This window comes from Roseobacter sp. HKCCA0434 (genome assembly GCF_032464675.1).
Lineage (GTDB): Bacteria > Pseudomonadota > Alphaproteobacteria > Rhodobacterales > Rhodobacteraceae > Pontivivens.
In genome coordinates this window covers 1-13,810 of sequence record NZ_JAWDKL010000026.1, presented here as the reverse complement: position 1 = coordinate 13,810, position 13,810 = coordinate 1, and the positions used below count along the sequence as shown (strand labels likewise).

The window sequence follows — 13,810 nt, the reverse complement described above, 5'->3', positions numbered from 1 at the left end:
AGGGCGTCCCGCGGGGCGCCCTTTTTCATGGATTAACGCCGATAAAAGCGGTCTGCGATGCGTATGGCACGCGTATGGCACCTGGCTGGCAGGTCGCGCCGCGTTAACCTTTCGGTCGGAGCCTCCGGCGGGGATATTTGGCGAGAGTGAAACCGCCCGCGTAGAAAATTTGTCGGCGATATGTTGCAGAGGGCCTGACTCGTATTTACCTTCTGTTCACTGCCATAAGCGGCAGGCGAAAGGAGTTCTCCAGTGGAACTTTTCGTGTAGTCCCCATGCTTGAGGCAGGCGTGATCCGCCATGCTTGAAGTGGTCCCAAAGGGGATTGGGATAGAACAGAATGTATGCCGTTCCAGCGGATTGGATCGGTTCGCGAACTGACCGACGGGACGTCGGAGGACACTACTGATGAACTGGCTCATGTGAGGCAATAATCGGAAGTGGGGTCCTGCTAACAGGCCAGCGAATAATGTTTGAGGATGGCGGCTGGGATCGCTTGGCCGTAGATGTGAGGTCCGAAGAGACTCGGGTAACCCTTTCATCAACTGCGCCAGAGAGCACCGCCGTCCGCCCTTTTCACTTCCTGCAAATATCCTCGCCCGAAGGGCGAAATCCGCGGCGCGTCAGCGCCGGTCGTAGGCGAAGGGGACGAAGGCGGCGACGTCGTTCGGGCCTGCGCCCGCCTCGGTCGCTTCGCCCGCCAGCATCGCGAAGCGGTCGAGCAGGGGGGTAGGCAGGCCCGCATCGGTCAGGGCGGCGCGGAAGACGGCATTGTCCTTCATCACGTCCGCGAGGCTGAAGCCGACCGTGTCGTCCTCTCCCAATGCCTTGGGCAGACGATCCTTCAGCAGCGGCATCCCGGCGGGGCCGGTGGCGAGGATGCGGATCGCGGTCTCGAAATCGAGGCCGCTTTCGCGGGCGAGGGGCAGCAACTCGGCCAGCCCCGCGAAATAGGCCTGGATCATCGCGTTGTTGACCGTCTTCATCGCCATGCCGGTGCCGAGCGGCCCGGTGTGGAAGATCCGGTCGGTGAGGGATGTGAGCGTTTCGATGGCCCGGGCGGCGTCGGCATCGGTGCCGCCGATGAAGATACCGCAGTGTCCCGCCTCGACCAGTTCGGGGCCGCCGGAGATCGGGGCGTCGACGGCGCTGGCGCCTGCCGCCTGCAGCGCGTCGAGGCGGCTGCGCAGGACCTGCGGGCGGACGGTCGAGGTCTCGACGATCAGCTTGCCGGTGAGGTCCAGCGTCGCGAGGCGGTCGAGCGTTTCGGCGACCGCCGTGTCGTCGTAGAGGCTGGTGACGATCGTGTCGGCGCGGGCGACGGCGTCCTCGAACGTGGCGGTCGCGATGCCGTCGGGGCTGCGGCCCGATCGGGTCCAGCCGGTGAGGGCGTGGCCTTGTGCCGAGAAGCGGCGGGCCATCGCGGTGCCCATGCGGCCGAGGCCGAGGATGGCGAGGTGGGGCATGGTCTGTCCTTTCTGACGTGAGCGCATTGTCAGCTGCCTTGCCACGGCAGGCCAGCGGCCGACCTCGGGTGGGCGCTCGGACCCTAGATGTGATGCAGTTTATCCGTCAAAGCCGAATGACGGTGCCGCGATGTGAGCCATTGCAAAAGCGCCCTCCCGGGGGGAGGTCGGGCGCTGGCCGGTTTCTGGTCGAAACCGGCCCTTTCATGTCACTCCCCCAATTCCACCGGGCCCAGTTCCGACCAGCAGTCGCCGGGGCCGGGATTGGTGCGTTCGGTGCGGCCGCCGAGGTGGTCCATCACGCCCCAGACGGCATTCAGCGCGGTGGAGACGGCGCCCTCGACCCAGCCCGGCGTCCAGCTCACGTCGTCCCCGGCGAGGAAGATACCCCGCTCCATCTGCGGCTTCCCGCTCTGCACGAAATGCGAGTACATGCGGTGGTTGTAGCGGTAGTGCCCCGGAAGCGCGCCCTTGAAGGCACCGAGGAAGTTGGGGTCGGCCTCCCAGCTCACCGTGATCGGGTCGCCGATGATGTGGCTGCGGATGTCGACGCCGGGATAGATCTGCTCCAGCGCCGAGAGGGCGAGGGAGACGCGCTGCTCCACCGGCAGGGGCAGCATCTTGAGCGCGTCGGTCATCCACGAATAGGTCAGGCACATGACCCCCGGCTTGCCCGGCCCCTGGTCGAGCAGGTAGGTGCCGCGCGTCAGCCGGTCGGTCAGGGTCATCGACATCACCTCGCGCCCCTCGGCGTCGCGGTCGCGCCAGAAGGGGCGGTCGGTCATCACGAAGGTCTTGGACGACTGCATGTAGCGGGTGCGGTCGAGCGCCATCCACAGCTTGGGCGAGAACAGGTTCTCCTGCACCTCGATCGCGGTGGTCATCAGCCAGGACTGGCAGGTGACGACGACGGCCTCGTAGGCGTCGGTATGGCCCCACTTGTCGGTGACGCAGAGCTGTCCGCGCTTGTCGCGGAAGATGCGGGCCGCCCCGGTGCGCGGGGCGCCGCCGTTGAGCGACTTGAGCGTGGTGCCGTGCGGCCAGTGCACGGGGCCGACGGGGGCATGGGCCCAGATCCCTTGCGGCACCTGGTCGGCCCCGCCCGCGATCAGGTGCTGGTCGTCGTCGAGTTCTGTGAGGTTGACGCGCAGGATCTCCAGCATCGAGTTGGGAAAGTCGCTGTCCCAGCCGCCGGTGCCGAAGCCGACCTGGCCGAAGACCTCTCGGTGGTGGAAGGAAAGTTTCTGGAACGCTTCGGAGGAGACGACGAAATCGTAGAAGGTGCGCTCGTCCCAGGCCTTCACCAGCGGGTTCCAGATCTCCTTGATCCGGTCCACGTCGCGCGCGGAGATGGCGGCCTTGAGGTCGGAGAAGCGGGCGCCTTCCTCCAGCGCGGCGTCATAGGCCTCGGCCACCTCGCGGTAGAGCTCGGGCAGGTCGTCGAGCGTCTCGGCATAGTGGCGGCGCCCCTCGATCTCGATGACGGTGGAGCCCGCGGCCTTGGTCAGCGGGTTGGGGAAGGGTTTGACCTTCAGCCCCAGCTTGTTGACGTAGTGGTAGAAGGCGCGGGAGGATTTGGGAAAGCGCATGCCGCCAAGCTCGGCCACCACGTCGGTCTGGCCGGTGAAGGCCTGCGAGCGCAGACGCCCGCCGATGCGGCCCGGCTCGTAGAAGATCGGGCGCAGGCCCATGCGCATCAGCTCGTAGCCCGCGGTGATGCCCGCCATGCCCGCGCCGATGATCGCGACCTTCGCGCCGTGGTGGCGGGAGGGCAGGGTCCCGAGGCCCTGCGGGTGGCCGAGCCAGCGATCGTAGGAAAACGGAAAATCGGGGCCGAAGGCGGTGACTGGTTGGCTCACGTATAGAGCTCCGTCCGGGTCTGGGAGAGATAGTCGAGATCGGCGCGGACCCGCGTCACGTCGTCTCGGGTGATGTCGGCGATGACCAGCCCCGCCGCGTCGCCCGCGCGGGCGAGGTCGGCGCCGTCGGGGCCGACGATGCAGCTGAGCCCGCAATAGTCGAACGTGCCGTCGGGGCCGGTATAGTTGGCATAGGCGATGGCGAGGCCGTTCTCCTGCGCGCGGGCGGGCACGAGGCGGGTGGCGACGCCCGTGTAGGGGTGCATGTTGGCGGTGGGGACCAGCAGCAGCTCCGCCCCGCGGCGGGCTAGGGTGCGGGCTAGCTCGGGGAACTCGATGTCGAAGCAGATGGCGAGCGCGCAGCGCAGCCCGGCGAAGTCGAAGACCTCCGACAGCCGGTCGCCTTGGGTGAACTGCGCGGCGTCCACGTCGCCGTAGAGATGGGCCTTGCGGTACTGCGTGCGGATTTCGCCGTCCGCGTCGAACAGGACCGCGCCGTTGCCGTGGCCGGGCAGGGGGCCGGTGGTCAGGATCGGCAAGTGGGCGCGGGCGATGGCGGCCGCCTCGGCCCAAAGGCCCTCGTCCGGTGCGGCCTCCAGCGGGTCGAGGGCGTCGCGGCCCACGGTGTAGCCGGTCAGGAACATCTCGGGCGTCATCATCAGGTCCGCGCCGCCCGCCGCCGCCTCGCGCGCGGCGTCCTCCAGCCGGGTGAGTGCCCCGCTGGGTGTGCGCGTGGGCTGGCATTGCAAAAGGGCGAGGCGCATCGACACTCCGTCAGGTCCAAGGGCGCATCCTTGCCGTCCCGGCGCGCGGGGTCAATGCGGGGGCCGGGTCCATGCCCCGCAGCACCGCCCCTTGCAGACCCCGGTGGGCGTGATTACACCTTACCGGACTTTCCCGAAGGACCGGGGGCACCGGCCCCCGGAGAGGACGAGGCACAGGCATGAACGACCCCATCGAGACCTACATGAACCTTGTGCCCATGGTGGTGGAGCAGTCGGCGCGCGGCGAGCGGGCCTACGACATCTTCTCCCGCTTGCTCAAGGAACGGATCATCTTCGTCAACGGCCCCGTGCATGACGGCATGGCGAGCCTGATCGTGGCGCAGCTTCTCTGGCTCGAATCGGAAAATCCGAAGACCGAGATCCAGATGTATATCAACTCGCCCGGCGGGCTGGTGACGGCTGGCCTGTCGATCTACGACACGATGCAGTACATCAAGCCCAAGGTGTCGACGCTGTGCGTGGGCCAGGCAGCCAGCATGGGCTCGCTCCTGCTGACGGCGGGTGCGAAGGACATGCGCTATTCGCTGCCCAACGCCCAGATCATGGTGCACCAGCCCTCGGGCGGGTATCAGGGCCAGGCGACGGATATCCTGATCCATGCGCGCAACACCGAGAAGCTGAAGAAGCGGCTGAACGAGATCTATGTCGAGCATACCGGCCAGGATTACGACACGGTCGTGGACGCGCTGGAGCGGGACAACTTCATGGACCCCGAAAAGGCCAAGGAGTGGGGCCTGATCGACAAGGTGCTGAGCCGCCGCGAGCAGGCCGAGACCTGACCCGCCCCGCGCGACGCGCCGCCGTCACGCGGCAATGCGACGGAGCGGCCCCTTGTCATTTGGTGACGGGGACGCTCCAATACCCTAGTTGCGGACACCGGCGCGCGGGATGCGCCCGGTGAGAGGAGAGACCCGATGAGCAAATCCGGCGGCGAGTCGAAAAACACCCTCTACTGCTCCTTCTGCGGGAAGAGCCAGCACGAGGTGCGCAAGCTGATCGCGGGCCCCACCGTGTTCATCTGCGATGAATGCGTGGGCCTGTGCACCGACATCATCCGCGAGGAGACGAAATCGGGCCTGGTGAAATCCACCGATGGCGTGCCGACGCCGCAGGAGATCTGCCAGGTGCTCGACGATTACGTGATCGGGCAGGAAGGGGCCAAGCGCGTCCTGTCGGTCGCGGTGCACAACCACTACAAGCGGCTGGAGCACGCGTCGAAGAACTCGGACGTGGAACTGGCCAAGTCCAACATCATGCTGATCGGCCCCACGGGCTGCGGCAAGACGCTGCTGGCGCAGACGCTGGCGCGCATCCTCGACGTGCCCTTCACCATGGCGGACGCGACCACGCTGACCGAGGCCGGTTACGTGGGCGAGGATGTGGAGAACATCATCCTCAAGCTGCTGCAATCGGCCGAGTACAACGTGGAGCGGGCGCAGCGCGGCATCGTCTATATCGACGAGGTCGACAAGATCAGCCGCAAGTCGGACAACCCGTCGATCACCCGCGACGTGTCGGGCGAGGGCGTGCAGCAGGCGCTGCTCAAGATCATGGAAGGCACCGTGGCGAGCGTACCGCCGCAGGGTGGTCGCAAGCATCCGCAGCAGGAGTTCCTGCAGGTGGACACCACGAACATCCTGTTCATCTGCGGCGGCGCCTTCGCGGGGCTCGACAAGATCATCGCGCAGCGTGGTCGCGGCTCGGCCATGGGCTTCGGCGCGGATGTGCGCGATGCGAACGAGAAGGGCATCGGGGAGCTGTTCTCGGAGCTGGAGCCGGAGGATCTGCTGAAATTCGGCCTGATCCCGGAATTCGTCGGCCGCCTGCCGGTGATCGCGACGCTGCGCGATCTGGACGAGGACGCGCTGGTCACGATCCTGAGCGAGCCGAAGAACGCGCTGGTCAAGCAGTACCAGCGCCTGTTCGAGATGGAGGATGCCAAGCTCACCTTCACCGACGAGGCGCTTAAGTCGATCGCCCGCAAGGCGATCGAGCGCAAGACGGGCGCGCGCGGGCTTCGTTCGATCCTGGAGGCGATCCTGCTCGACACGATGTTCGACCTGCCGGCGCTGGAAGGCGTGGAGGAGGTCGTGGTCAAGCCCGACGCGGTCGATGGCGAGGGCAAGCCGATCTACGTCTATGCCGACAAGGCGAAGGAACCGGCGACGGCGGGGTGATTCCGACCGTCGCGTGAGAGAGGGCCGCTCCCGTCCGGGGGCGGCCTTTTTCGTGTCAGGCGGACAGGGCGAGGTAGGCGGCGTAGCCCAGCAGCATCGCGGCCCCGGCCCCGCGGGCGATCCGCCAGCCGCGCCAGAGGGCGAACGTCAGGATCAGCGTGATCGCGAGCAGCAACGGCATGTCGAGGGCGGCGATGCGGGGTGCGACCTCCAGCGGGACGACCAGTGCCGTGACGCCGAGGATGCCGAGGATGTTGAAGATGTTGGAGCCGACGATGTTGCCCACGGCGAGCTCCGGCTGACCGCGCCGGGCGCTGACGAGGGAGGCGGCAAGCTCGGGCAGGGAGGTGCCGACGGCGACGATGGTCAGGCCGATGACTGTTTGCGAGACGCCGAGGCTCTCCGCGATCTCGACCGCGCCGCGGATCAGCAACTGCGCGCCGAGGAGCAGCCCGCCGAGGCCGAGTGCGAGGTTGAGCGCGATGCGCCAGGCGGGGTCGCCGGGGGCCTGAGCCGTTACGATTTCCAGCCGCCCGCGCCTTGCCAGCCAGATCGCGGTGGCGAGATAGGCGGCGAGGGCGGCGAGCAGCAGCAAACCGACACCGCGGCCCGCCTCGCCGTTCCACAAGGCGAGCGCGCCGAGCAGCGCCGATCCGGCCAGTGCCGCGCGGTCGAGCGCGGTGGAGGGCAGCGGCAGGGGCGCGACCAGGGCGGCCGCGCCGAGGATTAGCAGGATATTGGCGATGTTGGAGCCGACGACGTTGCCCACGGCGATGCCCGGCGCGCCCGCGAGCGCCGCCTGCACCGAGGTCAGCAGCTCGGGCATGGAGGTGCCGAAGCCGACGATCAGCAGGCCGACCAGCAGAGCGGGCACGCCGAGGCGGGTGGCGAGCGCGACGGCACCGCGGACCAGCACCTCGCCTCCGACCAGCAGGAGGGCGAGACCGGCGGCGACGAGGATCAGGGACATGGGAAGGCGGTCCGGGAGAGGAGAGGGCACGCGCCGCCGCTCCGGCCTCTCCCTGGTGCGGCAGCTTGAGATGCGTGCGCGGCGGGCGGCTTTCAAGTAGGGTGAGGGGGTCGATCATGGAGGTGCACCGATGAGTTGGAAACCCGACGGATACACGAGCGTCAGCCCCTACCTGATCGTGCGCGACGCCCGCGCGACGCTCGCCTTCGCGGCAGAGGTCTTCGGCGCCGAGGAGCTGCGCGTCATCCCGCGCGAGAGCGGCGACGGCATCATGCATGCCGAGACGCGGATCGACGACACGGTCGTGATGATGGGCGAGATGCCGGAGGCCGGGGACGCGCATGTCCATGTCTATATGGCCGATCCCGATGCCGCCTTCGCCCGTGCGCTGGCCGCAGGGGCCCGAGAGGTGCAGCCGATGAGGCGGGCGGGCGACGGCGACTATCGGGGCGGCGTCGATGACGGGAACGGCACGACCTGGTGGCTGTCGCGTCAGGAAGCGTGATCGTCGGGGCCATCGCGGCCCGGTCATCCGACTGGACGTCGCGGCGCGGTTTGCGTATCTGTCTGCCAAAGCATTTCGCGAGGACGCCATGAACTTCATCCTGCGCCTTCTGACCTGGTGGGACAGCTCCACCATCGGAACCCAGATCTTCACCGCCCGGCACGGGGAGAAGGTGGGCGAGGATGCGGCCGGCAACGTCTTCTACCAGAAGGATGGCGGCAAGCGGCGCTGGGTCATCTACAATGGCGACATGGAGGCGAGCCGCGTCTCGCCCGAATGGCATGGCTGGCTGCACCACACCTGGGACGAGCCGCCCAGCAAGGTCGCGCTGCCGCGCAAGTCGTGGGAAAAGCCGCATGTCGAGAACCTGACGGGCACGGCGATGGCCTATCGCCCCCCCGGTTCGATCATGACCCCGCAGGAGCGGCCGCGCACCCGCGGCGATTACGAAGCGTGGACACCGGAGTAGGCGCATGGCCTCCAATGTGACGGAAACCCTGATCGGCGCCGCCGTGCTGGTCGCGGCAGGCGGGTTCATCGCCTATGCCGCGCAGACCACCGATTTCGGCGGACCGGGGCGCGGTGATTTCGAGCTGACGGCGGCCTTCCGCTCCGCCGCCGGGGTGGGCGCGGGCACGGACGTGCGTATGTCGGGCGTCAAGATCGGCACGGTCTCGGGGCTCAGCCTCGATCCGCAGACCTATCAGGCGATAGCGACGCTGGCGCTGAACACGGCGGTGGAGGTGCCCGAGGATTCGGACGCGCGCATCCTGGCGGACGGGCTGCTGGGCGGCAACTACGTGGCGATCACGCCGGGCGGGTCGGAATTCATGCTGGAGGACGGCGGTCAGATCCTCAACACGCAAGGTTCGGTCAGCCTGATCGACCTGCTGATCGCCTTCGGCACCGGGCAGGACGAATGACCGACGCCTGGTCGGCGCGAGCCTACGGGGCCAATGCGCGCTTCGTCTCCGATCTCGGCGCGCCGGTGGTGGACCTGCTGGCCCCGATGCCGGGGGAGCGAATCCTGGACCTCGGCTGCGGGGACGGTGCGCTGAGCGTGCATCTGCGCGATGCAGGCGCCGAGGTGGTGGGCGTCGATGGATCGGCGGACATGATCGCGGCGGCGCGCGAGCTGGGGCTCGACGCGCGGGTGATGGACGGGCATGCGCTGGAGTTCGACGGCGAATTCGATGCGGTGTTCTCCAACGCCGCGCTGCACTGGATGGTGCGGCCCGACGCGGTGATCGCGGGCGTGGCGCGGGCGCTGAAGCCCGGCGGCCGCTTCGTGGGCGAGTTCGGCGGGCATGGCAACGTGGCCGCCATCCGCACGGCGCTGATCGCCTGCCTCGCGGAGGACGGCGTCGCGGCGGATCTGAAGGACATCTGGTTCTTCCCCAGCGCTGACGAGTATGCCGGGCGGCTGCGCGCGGGCGGATTCGAAGTGGAGCGCTGCGAGATCATCCCGCGGCCCACGCCGGTGCCCGCCGGGATGCGGGCGTGGATCGAGACGCTGGCCGCCCCCGTGCTGCCGAAGGTGCCCGGCGATGTCGGGGCGTTCCTCGACCGGGTGGTGGCGCTGCTGGCGCCCGCCTTGCAGGATGCGGCGGGCAACTGGACTGCGGATTATGTGAGAGTGAGGTTTTCATGCGTATTGCCTTGATCGCGGCCCTGTTGGCCGCGTCCCCCGTGATGGCGCAGGTCGAGCAGGACATCCTGCGCGAGTTGCAGGAGGAATTCGGCGGCGGCGTCGATGCGGTGCCCGAGCGCGGGGAGGTCAACTCCGAGCTGCGCAATGGCGCGATGCTGCGCGGGCTCGACAAGATGACGGGCCGCGCGGTCGACGTGCCGGTGATGGCGGGCGACGTCGTGCAATACGAGCGGCTCGACATCCGGCTGGAGGCGTGCCGCAGCCCCGCGGAGGGCGAGGTGCCCGACGCCTATGCCTTCGTCACGGTCCAGGATCGGCGCTATGACGAACCCCAGTTCTCCGGCTGGATGATCGCGACGAGCCCCGCGCTCAACGCGATGGACCACCCGCGCTACGACCTGTGGGTCGCGAGTTGCATCGACGAGATGCCCAGCGGCTTCGAGGCGCCGATCGACGCGCCGGCCGATCTGGAATCGACGCTGAGCACCCTGCCGGGCGAGGAACCGATCGATGGCGAGGCCCCGACCGAGGAAGGTGCGGGCGACGCGACCGAAGGGGACGGGACCGATGCGGGCGATGCGGTGGAGGGCGATGACCTCGACGACGCGCCGCTCGACGAGGGCGCGACGCAGTAGCGTCAGGCGCGCGCGCGGGCGAGGATGTCGTCCGCGCTCAGACCGTCGGGCAGGGCGTGAAAGTCGGCCTGCTGGACGAGCGCGTGGGCCAGCCGCTTGCGATAGGCGGTCCGGCTGATCTCCTCCGCCCCCATGCGGGTCAGGTGGTCGGTGACGAACTGGGTGTCGAGCAGGGTGAACCCCCCGGCGCGCAGTCGGGCCACCAGCCAGACCAGCGCGAGCTTGGACGCGTCGGGAATGGCGCTGAACATGCTCTCCCCGAAGAAGGCGCCGCCGAGCCGCACGCCGTAGAGCCCGCCGACGAGCGCGCCCTCTTGCCAGATCTCGACGGAGTGGGCGGCGTTCATGCCGGCAAGCTCGGCATAGAGGTCGCGGATCTCGTCGTTGATCCAGGTCTCGGCCCGGTCGGCGCAGGCATCGACCACGGCGGCGAAGGCGGTGTCGACGCGGACCTCGAACCCGCCGCGACGGGCGCGGCGGGCGAGGGATCGGGAGATGTGCAGCCGGTCGAGCGGGATGACCCCGCGCCGGTGCGGATCGACCCAGCGGGTCACGCCGTCGCGATGCTCGGCCATCGGAAACACGCCCGCCGCGTAGGCGCTCAGCAAAAGCTTGGGCGTGATCTCCAACTCGTCGCGGGGCATGTCAGGCCTCGAATTCCTCCGCCAGCCATTTTTCGAGCCAGTGGATGTCGTAGTCGCCCGTCTGCACGTCGCGCGCGCCCAGCAGGTGCGCGAAGAGCGGCAGGGTGGTGTCGATCCCCTCGACCACGAACTCGTCGAGCGCGCGGCCCAGACGCGCCAGCGCCTCGTCCCGGTCGCGGCCCTCCACGATCAGCTTGGCGATCAGGCTGTCGTAATAGGGCGGGATGCGGTAGCCGGCATAGATGGCGCTGTCCATGCGCACGCCGAGCCCGCCGGGCGCGTGGAAGGTCGAGATCGTGCCGGGTGAGGGGCGGAAGCTCGGGAGCTTTTCCGCGTTGATCCGGCATTCGATGGCGTGGCCCTTGGGGACCAGCTCCTCCTGCGTGAAGCTCATCGGCAGGCCGGCGGCGACGCGGATTTGTTCGCGCACCAGATCGACGCCGTAGACCGCCTCGGTCACGGGGTGTTCGACCTGTAGGCGGGTGTTCATCTCGATGAAGTAGAACTCGCCGTTCTCGTAGAGGAACTCGATCGTGCCCGCGCCGATATAGTTGATCTGCGCCACCGCGTCCGCGCAGGTCTTGCCGATCGCGGCGCGCTGCTCGGGCGTGATGACGGGGGAGGGGGCCTCCTCGAACACCTTCTGGTGACGGCGCTGCAGCGAGCAGTCCCGCTCGCCCAGATGGACGGCGTTGCCCTTGCCGTCGCCGAAGACCTGCACCTCGATATGGCGGGGCAGTTGCAGGTATTTCTCGATATAGACCGCGTCGTCGCCGAAGGCGGCCTTGGCCTCGGACCGGGCGGACTGGAAGGCGACGTCGAGATCGTCGGGGCTGGTCGCGACCTTCATACCGCGCCCGCCGCCGCCCGCCGCGGCCTTCACGATGACCGGGAAGCCCATTTCGGCGGCGATGCGGCGCGCGTCCTCCAGCGAATTCACCCCGCCCTCGGAGCCGGGAACGCAGGGCACGCCGAGGCGGCGCATCGTGTCCTTGGCCGCGATCTTGTCGCCCATGACGTTGATATGCTCGGCCGAGGGGCCGATGAAGGTGATGCCGTGATCGGCGACGATCTGGGAGAACTGCGCGTTCTCGGACAGGAAGCCGTAGCCGGGATGCACCGCGTCCGCGCCCGAGATTTCACACGCGCTGATGATGTTGGGGATCGACAGGTAGCTCTGCCCACCCGGCGGCGGGCCGATACAGACGCTCTCGTCTGCCATGCGCACGTGCATCGCGTCCGAATCGGCGGTGGAGTGCACGGCGACGGTGCGGATGCCCATTTCCTTGCACGCGCGGTGGATGCGCAGGGCGATCTCGCCGCGATTGGCGATCAGGACCTTGGTGAACATGGGCGCCTCACTCGATCACGACGAGGGGGGCACCGAATTCCACCGGCTCGCCATCGCCGACGATGATGCGCGCGACCTTGCCGGATTTGGGCGAGGGGATCTGGTTCATCGTCTTCATGGCCTCGATGATCAGCAGGGTCTGGCCCTCGCTGACCTGATCGCCGACCGAGACGAAGGCGGGCGCGCCCGGCTCCGCCTGCAGGTAGACGGTGCCGACCATCGGCGAGGTGACCGCGCCGGGATGCTGCGCGGGATCGTTGCTGGCCGCATCGGCGGGGGCGGAGGCCTGCGCGCTGACGCCGGCGGGTGCGGAGGGCGCGGGGGCGGAGGCGTGGGCGACCGCCGCGGGGGCCGGGGCGGCCTGCTGCACCACCGTCTGGCGCGAGACGCGGACGTCGATCTTGTCGTCCTCGCCGTAGCGGCGCGAGACCTCGATCTCGGTCAGGTCGCTATCCTTGAGAAGCTCCGCCAGTGCCTTGACGAAGGCGGTGTCCGCGTCGCGTGTCGAGCCCATGAATCCTCGCATCTGTCTGGCCCATCGCCGCCGGGGCGGGGCATCGGTGACTGTCTGTCGCACCTATACGATGCAGTGACGTAACGTGAAAGGGTGGATCGGCCAGCCCGGACGGGTCGCGCCCCGTCCGGGAAGGGTCGTGTCCGGTCTCTCGCGCCGTTGCTTGCGCAGGTCGGGCCGGGTGGATCAGCCGCCGCGGGCCGAGCGGGTGAGGCGCACCGCCTCGGCCATCTGGTCGCGCGGGAGGTAGCCGCGGATCAGCGTCTCGCCCAGCACGAAGGTCGGCGTGCCGCTGATCTCCAGCCGGTCGGCGAGCGCGCGGTTCTGGGCGATCTGCTCGTCGATCTCGGCGCTGTCCATGCCGTCGCGCATCGCATCCACATCGACGCCCACACGCTCGGCCACGCGGAAGATCTGCTGGTCGTCGAGGCGGCCGGGGAATTCCATCAGCGCGTCGCTGAACGCCTTGTAGAGGTCCTCGCCCTGGCCCTCCAGCACCGACATCGCGGCGCGCGAGGCGGTCTCGCTGACGGGGCCGAGGATCGGGAATTCCTTGACCACGAGCCGGATGTTTCCGTCCGCTTCGAGCAGCGCCCCGACCTCCGGATGCGCGCGCTTGCAGTAGCCGCACTGGTAGTCGAGGAACTCGACCAGCGTGATGTCGCCCTCGGGATTGCCGCCGACGAAGGAATAGCCGTCCTCATAGAGCGCGTCGGCGCTGGCGCGGACCATCTGCAGCTCCGCCTGCTGGGCCTCGGCGGCCTGTTGCGCCTCCAGCACGCCGATCACCTCCATGATGATCTCGGGGTTTTCCAGCAGGTAGCGGCGCATCTCGGCCTGAAGCACGGCACGCTCCTCGGGCGGGAGGGCGTTCTCCTCCTCTGGCAGGGTCAGGCGGGGGGTGTCGGCGGCGACGACGGGCGCGGACCGCTCGTCGAGGCCCGAGGCCGACCACAGGCCGATGCCGAGGGCCGCGATCAGGGCGGCGGCTGCCACGCCGGTCAGCAGGTTGCGTGTCATGTTCTGTCCCTTTCCGTTCCGTCAGCGATCGAGCGCCGTCAGCAAGTCCTGTGCCCTTATCCAGTCGGGCGAGCCATTGGGCAACCCGTCGCGGGCCTGCGTGGCGAAGCGGATCGCGTCCGCGCGCGCGCCCGACAGCGCATAGCGCTCGGCGGTGTAGAGGGCGGCCTGGGCCGGGTTGCCGAGCCGTGCATGCGCCTCGGCCAGCGCGCGCAGCGAGACGGGGGTGCCCG

At 68.6% G+C, this 13,810-nt stretch carries 15 protein-coding genes and 1 pseudogene; 7 read left to right on the top strand and 9 right to left on the bottom strand.

All coding sequences use genetic code 11. From position 1 onward, the window contains the following. Positions 1-623: 623 nt before the first annotated feature. The 3 genes from RX333_RS14430 to RX333_RS14420 form a co-directional block, all read right to left on the bottom strand. Complete coding sequence (locus tag RX333_RS14430) at positions 624-1,466, bottom strand: NAD(P)-dependent oxidoreductase (protein WP_316015657.1); 843 nt, start codon at positions 1,464-1,466, stop codon at positions 624-626. Positions 1,467-1,675: 209 nt separating this feature from the next. Next, positions 1,676-3,325, bottom strand: coding sequence for an NAD(P)/FAD-dependent oxidoreductase (locus RX333_RS14425; RefSeq protein WP_316015656.1), 1,650 nt, complete (start codon positions 3,323-3,325; stop codon positions 1,676-1,678). Continuing rightward, entirely contained in the window at positions 3,322-4,089 is a 768-nt protein-coding gene (locus RX333_RS14420; protein ID WP_316015655.1) for a nitrilase-related carbon-nitrogen hydrolase, read from the bottom strand. The genes RX333_RS14425 and RX333_RS14420 overlap by 4 nt, the downstream gene beginning before the upstream one ends. A 179-nt stretch (positions 4,090-4,268) precedes the next feature. Here RX333_RS14420 and RX333_RS14415 point away from each other — a divergent pair, with 179 nt between their 5' ends. Together RX333_RS14415 and clpX are read left to right on the top strand one after the other, a co-directional pair. Next, the gene (locus tag RX333_RS14415; RefSeq protein WP_316015654.1) at positions 4,269-4,889 is read left to right on the top strand and encodes an ATP-dependent Clp protease proteolytic subunit; all 621 of its coding nucleotides are present in this window, start codon (positions 4,269-4,271) and stop codon (positions 4,887-4,889) included. A 135-nt stretch (positions 4,890-5,024) separates the two neighbouring features. Beyond that, entirely contained in the window at positions 5,025-6,287 is a 1,263-nt protein-coding gene (clpX, locus tag RX333_RS14410; protein ID WP_316015653.1) for an ATP-dependent Clp protease ATP-binding subunit ClpX, read from the top strand. A gap of 55 nt (positions 6,288-6,342) precedes the next feature. Here the strand turns inward: clpX and RX333_RS14405 are convergent, their stop codons facing one another. Then, positions 6,343-7,257, bottom strand: a complete 915-nt coding sequence (locus RX333_RS14405) for a calcium/sodium antiporter (protein ID WP_316015652.1) — start codon at positions 7,255-7,257, stop codon at positions 6,343-6,345. A gap of 130 nt (positions 7,258-7,387) precedes the next feature. Here RX333_RS14405 and RX333_RS14400 point away from each other — a divergent pair, with 130 nt between their 5' ends. The 5 genes from RX333_RS14400 (at position 7,388) to RX333_RS14380 (ending at position 10,048) form a co-directional block, all read left to right on the top strand. After that, entirely contained in the window at positions 7,388-7,762 is a 375-nt protein-coding gene (locus RX333_RS14400) for a VOC family protein (RefSeq protein WP_316015651.1), read from the top strand. 88 nt (positions 7,763-7,850) lie between these two features. Then, complete coding sequence (locus tag RX333_RS14395; RefSeq protein WP_316015650.1) at positions 7,851-8,231, top strand: NADH:ubiquinone oxidoreductase subunit NDUFA12; 381 nt, start codon at positions 7,851-7,853, stop codon at positions 8,229-8,231. Positions 8,232-8,235: 4 nt separating this feature from the next. After that, on the top strand, positions 8,236-8,685 hold the full coding sequence (mlaD, locus tag RX333_RS14390) for an outer membrane lipid asymmetry maintenance protein MlaD (protein ID WP_316015649.1): 450 nt from the start codon (positions 8,236-8,238) through the stop codon (positions 8,683-8,685). Then, positions 8,682-9,425: a class I SAM-dependent methyltransferase gene (locus RX333_RS14385; protein ID WP_316015648.1), complete on the top strand. Its 744-nt coding sequence runs from the start codon at positions 8,682-8,684 to the stop codon at positions 9,423-9,425. Before mlaD ends, RX333_RS14385 begins: the two co-directional genes overlap by 4 nt. After that, positions 9,410-10,048: a DUF2155 domain-containing protein gene (locus RX333_RS14380; protein WP_316015647.1), complete on the top strand. Its 639-nt coding sequence runs from the start codon at positions 9,410-9,412 to the stop codon at positions 10,046-10,048. The genes RX333_RS14385 and RX333_RS14380 overlap by 16 nt, the downstream gene beginning before the upstream one ends. A 2-nt stretch (positions 10,049-10,050) precedes the next feature. On the opposite strand, the gene aat is transcribed toward RX333_RS14380, so the two are convergent. From aat to RX333_RS14355, 5 genes and pseudogenes are all read right to left on the bottom strand, one after another. Beyond that, positions 10,051-10,692 carry a leucyl/phenylalanyl-tRNA--protein transferase gene (gene aat / locus RX333_RS14375; protein WP_316015646.1) on the bottom strand — a complete coding sequence of 214 codons (642 nt, stop codon included), beginning with the start codon at positions 10,690-10,692 and terminating at the stop codon, positions 10,051-10,053. 1 nt (position 10,693) lies between these two features. Further along, complete coding sequence (gene accC / locus RX333_RS14370) at positions 10,694-12,043, bottom strand: acetyl-CoA carboxylase biotin carboxylase subunit (protein WP_316015645.1); 1,350 nt, start codon at positions 12,041-12,043, stop codon at positions 10,694-10,696. Between the two features lie 7 nt (positions 12,044-12,050). Then, positions 12,051-12,557 (bottom strand): acetyl-CoA carboxylase biotin carboxyl carrier protein, encoded by a 507-nt coding sequence (accB, locus tag RX333_RS14365; protein ID WP_316015644.1) that lies wholly within the window; start codon positions 12,555-12,557, stop codon positions 12,051-12,053. 186 nt (positions 12,558-12,743) lie between these two features. Next, a complete protein-coding gene (locus tag RX333_RS14360; RefSeq protein WP_316015643.1) occupies positions 12,744-13,577 on the bottom strand; it encodes a DsbA family protein in 834 nt (277 codons plus the stop codon). Between the two features lie 21 nt (positions 13,578-13,598). Next, positions 13,599-13,810, bottom strand: a pseudogene (locus RX333_RS14355) (peptidase M48); the annotation flags it as partial.